Origin of the sequence: Pectobacterium aquaticum (assembly GCF_003382565.3) — a bacterium.
In the GTDB taxonomy this organism is placed as follows: domain Bacteria; phylum Pseudomonadota; class Gammaproteobacteria; order Enterobacterales; family Enterobacteriaceae; genus Pectobacterium; species Pectobacterium aquaticum.
On sequence record NZ_CP086253.1, the window covers coordinates 1571103 to 1583075 of the forward strand.

General features: G+C 50.9%; 10 protein-coding genes. 8 read left to right on the plus strand and 2 right to left on the minus strand.

Annotated elements, in window-relative coordinates; all coding sequences use genetic code 11:
- Positions 1 to 11: 11 nt before the first annotated feature.
- Both DMB82_RS07360 and DMB82_RS07365 read left to right on the plus strand, forming a co-directional pair.
- Positions 12 to 668 carry a sugar phosphatase gene (locus tag DMB82_RS07360; RefSeq protein ID WP_102117720.1) on the plus strand — a complete coding sequence of 219 codons (657 nt, stop codon included), beginning with the start codon at positions 12 to 14 and terminating at the stop codon, positions 666 to 668.
- A gap of 321 nt (positions 669 to 989) precedes the next feature.
- The gene (locus DMB82_RS07365) at positions 990 to 2822 is read left to right on the plus strand and encodes an SLC13 family permease (protein WP_102117721.1); all 1833 of its coding nucleotides are present in this window, start codon (positions 990 to 992) and stop codon (positions 2820 to 2822) included.
- 29 nt (positions 2823 to 2851) lie between these two features.
- On the opposite strand, the gene yfbR is transcribed toward DMB82_RS07365, so the two are convergent.
- Positions 2852 to 3451, minus strand: a complete 600-nt coding sequence (gene yfbR / locus DMB82_RS07370; protein ID WP_116156196.1) for a 5'-deoxynucleotidase — start codon at positions 3449 to 3451, stop codon at positions 2852 to 2854.
- A gap of 133 nt (positions 3452 to 3584) precedes the next feature.
- Positions 3585 to 4799 carry a pyridoxal phosphate-dependent aminotransferase gene (locus DMB82_RS07375; RefSeq protein ID WP_102117723.1) on the minus strand — a complete coding sequence of 405 codons (1215 nt, stop codon included), beginning with the start codon at positions 4797 to 4799 and terminating at the stop codon, positions 3585 to 3587.
- Between the two features lie 501 nt (positions 4800 to 5300).
- Between DMB82_RS07375 and lrhA the strand changes: the two genes are divergently transcribed.
- From lrhA to nuoF, 6 genes are all read left to right on the plus strand, one after another.
- On the plus strand, positions 5301 to 6251 hold the full coding sequence (gene lrhA / locus DMB82_RS07380) for a transcriptional regulator LrhA (protein ID WP_102117791.1): 951 nt from the start codon (positions 5301 to 5303) through the stop codon (positions 6249 to 6251).
- 677 nt (positions 6252 to 6928) lie between these two features.
- Positions 6929 to 7369: an NADH-quinone oxidoreductase subunit A gene (locus DMB82_RS07385; RefSeq protein WP_010278904.1), complete on the plus strand. Its 441-nt coding sequence runs from the start codon at positions 6929 to 6931 to the stop codon at positions 7367 to 7369.
- 17 nt (positions 7370 to 7386) lie between these two features.
- On the plus strand, positions 7387 to 8061 hold the full coding sequence (locus DMB82_RS07390; RefSeq protein ID WP_005969846.1) for a NuoB/complex I 20 kDa subunit family protein: 675 nt from the start codon (positions 7387 to 7389) through the stop codon (positions 8059 to 8061).
- A 98-nt stretch (positions 8062 to 8159) separates the two neighbouring features.
- Positions 8160 to 9959, plus strand: a complete 1800-nt coding sequence (gene nuoC / locus DMB82_RS07395) for an NADH-quinone oxidoreductase subunit C/D (protein ID WP_109412260.1) — start codon at positions 8160 to 8162, stop codon at positions 9957 to 9959.
- A 2-nt stretch (positions 9960 to 9961) separates the two neighbouring features.
- Positions 9962 to 10507: an NADH-quinone oxidoreductase subunit NuoE gene (gene nuoE, locus DMB82_RS07400; RefSeq protein ID WP_102117725.1), complete on the plus strand. Its 546-nt coding sequence runs from the start codon at positions 9962 to 9964 to the stop codon at positions 10505 to 10507.
- Positions 10504 to 11853, plus strand: a complete 1350-nt coding sequence (gene nuoF, locus DMB82_RS07405; protein ID WP_102117726.1) for an NADH-quinone oxidoreductase subunit NuoF — start codon at positions 10504 to 10506, stop codon at positions 11851 to 11853. The genes nuoE and nuoF overlap by 4 nt, the downstream gene beginning before the upstream one ends.
- The last annotated feature ends 120 nt before the right edge of the window (positions 11854 to 11973 follow it).

Genomic DNA, 11973 nt, shown 5'->3' on the forward strand with positions numbered 1-11973 from the left:
AGGGGCTTTCTGTGGAGTGTAAAGGTTTTCTGTTCGACCTCGATGGTACGCTGGTTGATTCACTGCCTGCCGTAGAACGTGCGTGGATTAACTGGGCAAAAAATCACGATATTGAACCACAGGAAGTGCTAGATTTTATTCATGGCAAGCAGGCAATCACCTCCCTGCGTCACTTTCTTCAGGGACAGAGCGAAGAAACGATTCAACAAGAGTTTGATGCACTGGAGAAAACAGAAGCCTCTGATACGCAGGGCATTGTTGCCATGCCAGGGGCGAAGGTGCTGTTGGAACGTTTGGATGCACTGGAGATTCCCTGGGCGATTGTGACATCCGGCACGGTGCCGATTGCTAGCGCCCGTCATCATCATGGAGAACTGCCCGCTCCTCGTGCCTTTATTACCGCGGAGCAGGTTGCCAAAGGTAAACCTCACCCTGATGCCTATTTACTTGGCGCACAGCAGCTAGGGCTGAAGCCGGAAGAGTGTGTCGTCGTTGAGGATGCACCAGCGGGTGTGTTATCTGGCCTAGCTGCTGGCTGCAAGGTCATTGCGGTGAAGGCACCTGCGGATACGCCGAAACTGGATCAGGTCGATCTGATCCTTGATTCGTTGGAGCAGATAGAAATAGAACCATTACCGAACGGCGTTGAGGTGCTTCTGCGCCAGTAGGTGGTCTGTAACATCATGACAAAATTGTAAATAAATATGATCAGACCTCGCATCCGCGAGGTTTTTTTATGGCAGACTATACCCGTCATACTTCAAGCTGCATGTGCGTTGGCTTTTCTTACTCACCCCAGTCACTTACTTGTGTAAGCTCCTGGGGATTCGTGCGATTGCCGCCTTCCTGCAACTCGAATTATTTAGGGGATACCAACGTCTGCCACCCTTTGGGCCACCGCTGCGCGGTGTTGAAAAATGCGCCTGCATTTTTTATGGCATGCTGAACCACCACCTCTCAATATGCATTTTTCTGTCAGGGGAACCGTTTTGAATAGCGAACTTCTCTGGGTTTTATCCCTGTTGCTGATCGCCATTGTGTTGTTTACCACCAATAAATTACGCATGGACGTCGTCGCGCTGTTGGTCATTATTGCGTTTGTACTGAGTGGCACACTGACGCTATCTGAAGCGTTGTTGGGGTTCAGCGATCCTAACGTGATATTGATTGCTGCCCTGTTTGTGATTGGTGAAGGGTTGGTTCGTACTGGCGTGGCTTATCAAGTCGGTGATTGGCTGGTTCGGGTGGCGGGCAGCAGTGAGATGAAGATGTTGATCTTACTGATGGTTACCGTTGCGTTGCTAGGGGCTTTTATGAGCTCCACCGGCGTTGTCGCGATTTTTATTCCCGTGGTACTGAGTGTTTCCTCTCGGATGAAAATTTCCCCCGGAAGGCTGATGATGCCGCTGAGTTTTGCCGGATTGATTAGCGGCATGATGACGTTGGTCGCAACGCCGCCGAATATGGTGGTGAGCAGTGAGCTGATGCGTGACGGTGTTGCGGGCTTTGGTTTTTTCAGCGTGACGCCGATAGGGATGGTGGTATTGCTGCTGGGCGTGGCGTATATGATGGTGGCGCGTTACTGGCTTGGCAATGCCGAGACGGCAACAGCAAAAGAGATGTGGAAGAGAAGAACGTTTCGCGATCTGATTCGTGATTACCGGCTGACGGGCAGGGCACGTCGGCTGGCGATTCGCCCAGGATCGCCTTTTATCGGCCATCGTCTTGATGATTTACGCCTGCGTCAGCGCTTCGGGGCGAACGTGGTGGGAATTGAGCGCTGGCGTAAATTTCGCCGTGTGATGATCAGCGTGGCGGGCAATACCGAACTTCGCCTGAATGATGTCTTACTGATCGACATGTCGGCCTCTGAGGTGGACTTACGCGAATTTTTCACCACGCAGCGCCTTGAACCGATGGTGCTGCGCGGTGAGTATTTTTCTGAGCAGGCGCGTGATGTGGGAATGGCGGAAGTCTCGTTGATCCCTGATTCCGAATTGTTGGGGAAAACGCTGTACGACGTCGGGTTTCGAAGCCGCTATGGCCTAAGTGTCGTGGGGATTCGCCGGTCAGGTGAAGCAATGGACGGTATCCTTGCCGATGAACGGCTCCAACTCGGTGATATTCTGCTGGTGATGGGTGACTGGCGCATGATTCGACAACTGCACACGCAGAAAAACGATTTCCTTTTGCTTAATCTCCCTGCCGAAGTGGATGATGTTGCGCCTGCGGTGAGTCAGGCACCCCATGCGCTGTTTTGTCTGGCACTGATGGTGGCGATGATGCTGACGGATGAAATACCGAATGCGATTGCCGCGCTGATTGCTTGTTTGCTGATGGGGAAATTCCGCTGCATCGACATGGAAAGTGCTTATCGAGCCATTCATTGGCCGAGTATTATTCTTATCGTCGGGATGATGCCGTTTGCGCTGGCGTTGCAGCAAACGGGTGGTGTCGCACTCATTGTTAACGGGTTGATGGATGTTGCCGGGAACGCTGGGCCGCATGTGATGCTGGTGTGCTTGTTCATACTGTGTGCCGTGATCGGCCTGTTTATTTCCAACACGGCGACGGCGGTGCTGATGGCACCGATTGCGATTGCCGCAGCGAAGCAGATGGGGGTGTCGCCTTATCCCTTTGCGATGATCATCGCAATTGCAGCTTCTGCCGCCTTTATGACCCCGGTGTCGTCACCAGTGAATACGTTGGTTCTGGGGCCGGGCGGCTATAAATTCGGGGACTTTGTGCGCATTGGCGTCCCTTTTACCGTGCTGGTGATGTTAGTCAGCGTGGTGATGGTGCCGTGGCTGTATCCATTCTGACGGTGTTTTTCCGTTATAGCGGACGCCCGCTATAGCGGCGAATCCTGGCTGATTTCGTCGAGCGACAGGCTGAAACTGGGAACGAACACCGTCATGAAATAGTCCATTTCCGGGCTGTGGCGCAACTGCAATGTTTTTTCTAACCGCGCTTTGGCAAGCGTGAATTCTGCGTTGCCTGCCGATAATTCTTCCAGACATTTCAGGTAGGCGCAGAGCGCGTCTGCCTGTTTAACGATGAGGCGTTCTTCTTCGCTGGTGTAGTTATCATCCAGCAGCATGCGATAATCCTGCTGCAACTCTTCCGGCAACATCTCAATCAGTTTCTGCTGTGCAATCTTCTCTATCTTCTTGTACTCATGTGCGATCTGCGCGTTGTAGTACTTGATGGGCGTCGGCATGTCACCGGTCAGCACCTCGCTGGCATCATGGTACATCGCCAGCAGCGCGATGCGTTCTGCGTTCAGGTTACCGTCGAACTTGCGGTTTTTGATGACCGCCAGTGCATGCGCGACGAAGGCGACCTGAAGACTGTGCTCGGAGACGTTTTCCGTGCGCACATTGCGCATGAGCGGCCAACGGCTGATGAGTTTTAGACGAGATAAATGGGCGAAAAAGTGGCTCTGATTCATGGCGATCTCTCAGACAACAGCACGGTGAAATAACGATATCGTGGGCGTCTATTGTGGGCACTTGCTGGGGGTTATGCAAACGAAGGTCAGGTTTTCGCCGGGCGATGACTGCCCGGCGAAGAGCGGTGCTGGGCTATTGGTGATAGTGCCCAAGGAAACGCCCTAATTTGTGGATCGCCATGTCCAGTTCATCAATACGCGGTAGCGTGACGATACGTACATGGTCTGGGTAAGGCCAGTTAAATGCAGTTCCCTGAACCAGCAACACTTTTTCCTGTAACAGGAGATCCAGCACCAGTTTTTGGTCGTCGTGGATATTAAAGCGTTTGGCATCAATGCGTGGGAACATATAAAGCGCGCCACGTGGTTTTACGCATGACACGCCAGGGATCTGATTGATCAATTCCCAAGAGCGGTTGCGCTGTTCGTACAGGCGTCCACCGGGTTGAATAAACTCACTGATGCTTTGATAGCCGCCCAAGGCGGTTTGAATCGCATGCTGCATTGGCACGTTGGCACACAAACGCATGGAAGCCAGCATTTCCAGCCCTTCAATATACCCTTTGGCGTGTTTTTTCGGACCGTTCAGTACCATCCAACCTTGACGGAAACCTGCCACACGATACGTCTTGGACAGGCCATTAAACGTGACGGTCAGCAGATCTGGGGCGAGTGCTGCAATCGAGTGGTGCTGCGCATCGTCATACAGAATTTTGTCGTAAATTTCGTCGGCGAAAATGATCAGGTTGTGTTCGCGTGCAATTGCCACGATATCCAGCAGCAGCGCTTTGCTGTAGACCGCACCCGTTGGATTATTAGGGTTAATGATGACAATACCGCGCGTATTGGCCGTGATTTTTTTACGGATATCATCCAGATCGGGGAACCAATCGGAGGATTCATCGCAGAGATAGTGAACGGCATTGCCGTTAGACAGGGAAACTGCCGCGGTCCAAAGCGGGTAGTCCGGTGCAGGTACCAGCATTTCATCGCCTGGGTTAAGCAGAGCCTGCATGGATTGCACGATGAGTTCGGAAACACCGTTACCGATATAGACGTCTTCAACCGTCATATCGCGCATATCCCGCGCCTGATAGTGCTGAACAATGGCTTTGCGAGCGGAATAGAGGCCTTTGGAATCACAATAGCCCTGTGCCGTTGGCAGGTTACGGATGACATCGACCAGAATTTCGTCCGGTGCCTCGAAGCCGAAAGGGGCAGGGTTGCCAATATTCAGTTTAAGGACTTTATTACCTTCTTCTTCAAGCCGCTTGGCTTCCTTTAAGACTGGGCCACGGATGTCATAGCATACGTTCTCCAGCTTCTTGGATTTTTCAATCGGAGACATAAATAGTACGAACCTTTTGCAGAGAGCGCATATTCCCAGACGGAATAGCATAACCTGCTTAATGTACTCCTCCTATAGTACCTTTTGAAGAATGATTATCGCTTTCGCTGCAAATGATTGCGCATCTGCACTATATGGTTGTGTACTCGTTGGATGGTGCGATATGGTAGGGGGCGGACGACTGTTCATGTCGCACTTTTTTAGCGCCAAAATAGGGTGACAGGGAGATCGCGTTTATTTAAGTGTGGAGCGTATTTATTTCGCAAGGTGAAATAAAGGGAAGGTGCCGTTTTTATTGAATTAAGGATTAAGGCTGGTGAGCCATTTAATTATATGATGTCTTACCAATGGAAAGGCGATAGGGGTAACGAAATATAAGTATTTTTTTGCCCTTATCGTGCGTCTGCGATAGTGTCTTTAAATGTATCGGTCATTACCTGTACATGTAATAAAACACCAGGAATATTTTGTTAAAATTAAAATAGATAAGTGAAAAATCGTATGACCAGTGCAAATCGACCAGTACTTAATCTCGATCTTGATTTACTGAGGACGTTTGTCGCCGTTGCAGATTTAAATACGTTTGCAGCTGCGGCGGCCGCAGTTAATCGAACTCAATCGGCTGTCAGCCAGCAGATGCAGAGGCTGGAGCAACTCATCGGAAAGGAGCTATTTGCTCGGCACGGGCGCAATAAATTGCTGACCGAACATGGTGTTCAGTTTCTGGGTTATGCCAGAAAAATATTACAATTCAATGATGAAGCCTGTATTTCATTAATGTACAGCGATATTCAGGGTATGTTGACCATTGGAGCGTCTGATGATACTGCAGACACTATCCTTCCTTATATTTTACACCGAGTGACATCTGTATTTCCTAAACTCTCCGTCAATGTCAGCGTAAAGCGTAGCGCTGAAATGATGGAGATGCTGAATGAGGGAAAAATAGATCTGGTCATTACCACAATGAACGGTGTGGTGTTTCCTCATGTGTTATTGCGTAGTTCTCCGACGCTATGGTACTGCGCCGCGGATTATCAGTTCCGAGCGCAAGAACCCGTGCCTCTGGTTGTTCTGGATGAACCGAGCCCTTTCCGTACGCTGGCTATGCAGCAACTGACGGCTGCGGGGATCCCTTGGCGAATTGCTTATGTGGCTTCAACGCTGTCTGCGGTACGTGCTGCGGTGAAGGCTGGCATGGGTATCACCGTACGTTCAGTAGAAATGATGAGCCCAGAACTGCGGGTGTTGGGTGAAGAGGAGGGGTTGCCGAGATTGCCTGAAACACGTTATTTCCTCTGCCAGAACCCTAACCAGGAGAACGAACTGGCGACGGCAATTTTCAATGTGATTGAATCAGGGAAGCCCTCTCACATTACGCCTGTCAGCCTGTTAGCAAACAGCGCGAATGCAAAACTGTCTTCTGATCCGTCACTGAAGGACGCGATCTAATCGTAATGGGAAGTTAACTATCATTCGGGGAGGGTAGGGATGCACCCCGAATGATGATGATTTATGACTAACGTGTTAAACCGAAATCGGCAGCGCCTTCTTGGCCTGATTTCTTCACGCCGATCCCACTTTGCGTTTTCCATTTCACATCAATAGGCTAGGTGTGCGGAGATTAATGATCCCTTCCAGTTTATAAAACACCGGTTCTATTTTTTTAAAATAATGTTATGGAAAATAGCATCAAACCTTGTTCAGCATCAGCTTGATTTTTTTACTAACTAAATTGGTAAAAATGTGTGCTGGATCAAAAAATACCCCTAATAACCACATGGGGGAACAGGCATTTTCTGTGAAAATGGTATAGTGACGTAGTGAACTTGCTTCCTGTGCTGCTGCACACTGGTTAACTGACAAAAGTACTGATTCGATTTAGCTGCGGATGAGAACACAAAATGTTAACAAAACAGCGTGCATGTAAAGTAATGTACTGTTATTTTTAGTAAGGTTGAAAAAAAGGTTACAAATTTAGGGGCTCAACCATACCAAGCAAGGCTTACCTGATACGTTTCCGTGCTTTTTTGTGGTTATTAATCCTTCCTTTTAATCGATGTGGCGCATTAACTGCCGATAATAGAGCAGAGATGTTACCCGCCACTTTTGATGAGTAAGCAAAGAGAATGTCAACAACTACTGAAATCCTCGCCCATCATTGGGCATTTGGGCTATTCCTTATCATTGCCGTAGGCCTTTGTGTCTTTATGCTGACCGGTGGGTTCTTGCTGGGGGGAAGAGCAAAAGGCAGGGCCAAAAACGTACCTTATGAATCCGGTATCGACTCCGTAGGTTCAGCACGGTTACGCCTGTCTGCTAAATTTTATCTTGTCGCTATGTTCTTCGTTATCTTCGACGTTGAAGCCCTCTATCTCTACGCTTGGGCTGTGTCTATCAAAGAAAGCGGCTGGATTGGCTTCATTGAAGCAACCATTTTCATTTTGGTGCTGTTGGCTGGTTTGATTTACTTGGTTCGCGTTGGGGCACTTGACTGGACCCCAGTACGTTCCAAGAGACAAGTCGTTAAATCAGACATCATCAACACTACCAACAATCATCCGCAGTAACAGCGAGGCATTTTAAGATGGACTATACGCTCACCCGCATAGAGCCGGACGGTGAGAATGACCGTTATCCCCTGCAACGTCAGGAGATCGTTTCCGACCCTCTGGAGCAACATGTTCACCGCAGTGTCTACATGGGCAAACTGGAACATGCATTACACGATACGGTGAACTGGGGTCGTCAGAACTCCCTGTGGCCGTACAACTTTGGCCTGTCCTGTTGCTACGTAGAAATGGTGACATCATTTACCGCCGTCCATGACGTCGCGCGTTTTGGTGCTGAGGTTCTGCGTGCGTCGCCACGTCAGGCTGACTTCATGGTAGTCGCGGGAACCTGTTTTACCAAAATGGCCCCTGTGATTCAGCGTCTGTACGAGCAAATGCTGGAACCTAAGTGGGTTATCTCCATGGGCGCATGTGCTAACTCCGGCGGTATGTACGATATTTATTCCGTCGTTCAGGGCGTAGATAAATTCCTGCCTGTTGACGTGTATATTCCGGGCTGCCCTCCGCGTCCTGAAGCCTACATGCAAGCGCTGTTGCTGCTGAAAGAATCCATCGGTAAAGAACGCCGCCCTCTGTCATGGGTGGTGGGTGAACAGGGCGTTTACCGCGCCAACATGCAATCTGAGCGTGAGCGCAAACGCGGCGAGCGAATCGCTGTGACCAACCTGCGTTCGCCTGATGAGATTTGACCTGTAGATGATAAACCCGGTGGCCGTGTAATACCTCGATAATAGTGTGCGGTCATTATCAGCTACAGAAATAGCACATTTAATGTGGTGACATATTTATGACAGATTTAACGACACACGATCTCGCTCAGCCAGGCTGGCAAACCCGCGATCATCTTAACGATCCGGTCGTTGGCGAACTGTGTAACCGTTTTGGACCAGATGCATTTACTGTACAGGCAACCCGCACAGGTATCCCTGTTGTGTGGGTCAAACGTGAGCAATTACTGGATGTTGTCGCATTCCTGAAAAAACAGCCGAAGCCTTATGTCATGCTGTTTGACCTGCACGGTATGGATGAGCGCCTGCGCACCCATCGTGAGGGTTTACCTGCCGCCGACTACTCCGTCTTTTATCACCTCATTTCCATTGAGCGTAACCGCGATATCATGCTGAAAGTCGCGTTGGCTGAAAATGATATGCATTTGCCGACCGTGACCAAACTGTTCCCGAATGCCAACTGGTATGAACGGGAAACGTGGGAGATGTTCGGTATGACCTTTGATGGTCACCCGCACCTGACGCGCATCATGATGCCGCAGACGTGGGAAGGGCATCCGTTGCGTAAAGATTATCCGGCGCGTGCGACCGAATTCGATCCTTTCGAGCTGACCAAGCAGAAAGAAGATCTGGAGATGGAATCGCTGACGTTCAAACCGGAAGAGTGGGGAATGAAGCGCGGTACTGAAAACGAGGACTTCATGTTCCTCAACCTCGGTCCGAACCACCCGTCTTCACACGGTGCCTTCCGTATTATCCTGCAATTGGACGGCGAAGAAATCGTCGACTGCGTGCCTGATGTGGGTTACCACCATCGCGGTGCGGAGAAAATGGGCGAGCGCCAATCTTGGCACAGCTACATTCCTTATACTGACCGTATTGAATACCTCGGCGGCTGCGTTAACGAAATGCCGTACGTACTGGCCGTGGAAAAACTGGCAGGTATTGAGGTGCCGGATCGCGTCAAAACGATTCGCGTCATGCTGTCTGAGTTGTTCCGTATTAATAGCCACCTGCTGTACATCAGTACCTATATTCAGGACGTCGGTGCGATGACACCGGTGTTCTTTGCGTTTACAGACCGCCAGAAAATTTACGATTTGGTTGAAGCGATTACCGGCTTCCGTATGCACCCAGCGTGGTTCCGTATTGGCGGTGTGGCACACGATCTACCACGCGGTTGGGAACGTCTGCTGCGTGAATTCCTTGATTGGATGCCGGCTCGTTTGGACACGTATGTCAAATCCGCGCTGCAGAACACCATTCTGAAAGGCCGTACTCAGGGCGTCGCTGCCTACAATGCGAAAGAAGCGTTGGACTGGGGCGTAACGGGGGCGGGTCTGCGTGCCACGGGTATTGGTTTTGACGTGCGTAAATGGCGTCCGTATTCCGGCTATGAAAACTTTGACTTTGAAGTGCCAGTAGGCGACGGCATCAGCGATTGCTATAGCCGCGTGATGCTGAAAGTTGAAGAACTGCGTCAGAGCTTACGTATTCTGGATCAGTGCCTCAAGAACATGCCTGAAGGCCCGTTCAAAGCAGATCACCCGCTGACGACGCCGCCGCCAAAAGAGCGCACGTTGCAGCATATCGATACGCTGATCAACCACTTTCTTCAGGTTTCTTGGGGACCGGTTATGCCTGCCAATGAATCATTCCAGATGGTCGAGGCAACGAAAGGCATCAACAGCTATTACCTGACCAGTGACGGCGGCACGATGAGCTATCGTACCCGTATTCGCACGCCGAGCTATGCGCATCTGCAACAGATTCCTTCTGTCATTCGCGGATGTTTGGTATCCGACCTGATCGTTTACCTCGGCAGTATTGATTTCGTAATGTCAGATGTGGACCGCTAATTATGCATGATCACAACAATCACGATCATATTGACGCTCAGGGACAGCCTGCTGCCGATTCGCTGACAAAAGACACTGCTTTTGTATTGACTGACGCAGAACGTGACGCTATTGAGCACGAAAAACATCACTACGAAGATGCACGCGCCGCGTCAATCGAAGCACTGAAAATTGTGCAAAAAGAACGTGGCTGGGTGCCGGATGGGGCTATCCACGCGATTGCCGATCTGCTGGGTATCCCGGCCAGTGACGTGGAAGGCGTGGCAACGTTCTATAGCCAGATTTTCCGTCAGCCTGTCGGGCGTCATGTTATTCGCTATTGCGACAGCGTCGTGTGCCACATCAATGGCTATCAGGGCGTTCAGGCTGCGCTTGAGCGTAAGCTCAGCATCAAACCGGGACAGACAACGTTCGATGGACGTTTCACGCTGTTGCCGACCTGCTGCCTGGGGAACTGCGACAAGGGGCCGTCAATGATGATTGACGATGATACCCACAGCCATGTGACGCCGGAAGGTATTGAATCGTTATTGGAGCAGTATCAATGAGTAAAGACATTGTTCTGACTGCTGAGCAGCATCCTCTGACCTGGCGTTTACGTGCAGACAAACAGCCAGTATGGCTGGATGAATATCGCAGCAAAAACGGCTATGTCGCCGCGCAAAAAGCGTTAACCGGCATGGCGCAGGATGAAGTGGTCTCACTGGTTAAAGACGCTGGCCTGAAAGGGCGTGGCGGCGCGGGCTTTTCGACAGGCTTGAAGTGGAGCTTGATGCCGAAAGACGAAAGCATGAATATCCGCTACCTGCTATGTAACGCGGATGAGATGGAGCCTGGTACTTATAAAGACCGCCTGCTGATGGAGCAAGAGCCTCATCTTCTGGTTGAAGGTATGTTGATCAGCGCGTTTGCGCTGAAAGCCTACCGCGGTTACATCTTCCTGCGCGGTGAATACATTGAGGCTGCCGTTCACCTGCGTCGCGCAATCGAAGAAGCAAAAGCGGCTGGCCTGCTGGGTAAAAATATTCTGGGCAGCGGGTTTGATTTCGAACTGTTCGTGCATACGGGCGCTGGGCGTTATATTTGTGGCGAAGAAACCGCACTGATTAACTCACTGGAAGGCCGTCGTGCTAACCCTCGCTCCAAGCCGCCGTTCCCAGCATCTGCGGGTGTTTGGGGCAAACCGACCTGCGTCAACAACGTGGAAACGCTGTGTAACGTACCAGCGATTATTGAGCACGGCGCGGCGTGGTATCAGGGGTTGTCTGCGGGTAAAAGTAAAGATGCAGGCACGAAACTGATGGGCTTCTCCGGCCGTGTCAAGAGTCCGGGGCTGTGGGAACTGCCGTTCGGTACGACTGCGCGTGAAATTCTGGAAGACTACGCGGGCGGTATGCGCGATGGTCTGAAGCTTAAAGCCTGGCAACCGGGTGGCGCCGGTACGGATTTCCTGACGGAAAGCCATCTCGACCTGCCAATGGATTTTGAGCACATTGCGAAAGCTGGTAGCCGTATGGGTACTGCGCTGGCTATGGCCGTCGATCACGAAATCAATATGGTTTCGCTGACGCGCAATCTCGAAGAATTCTTCGCTCGTGAATCCTGTGGCTGGTGTACGCCTTGCCGCGATGGTCTGCCGTGGAGTGTGAAGATTCTGCGTGCGCTGGAGAAGGGTGAAGGCCAGCCTGGCGATATTGAAACGCTGGAGCAGCTTTGCCGTTTCCTCGGACCGGGTAACACCTTCTGTGCGCATGCTCCGGGTGCGGTCGAGCCGCTGCAAAGTGCCATCAAGTATTTCCGGGAAGAATTCGAAGCGGGTATCTCTAAACAGTATTTAGGCAACCTCAAAGCGATTGGCGGTATTCAGCCTAACCTGTTGAAAGAGCGCTGGTAAGCTATCGCTCAATACGTGCGAGATGCAGTGAATGTATCCGCAGGGTGGCGCAAATAAGCCACCCTCATAAACCCAATAGATTTCAAGGCGCAGGCAGCAAACGCATTGGCGATTTGAAAG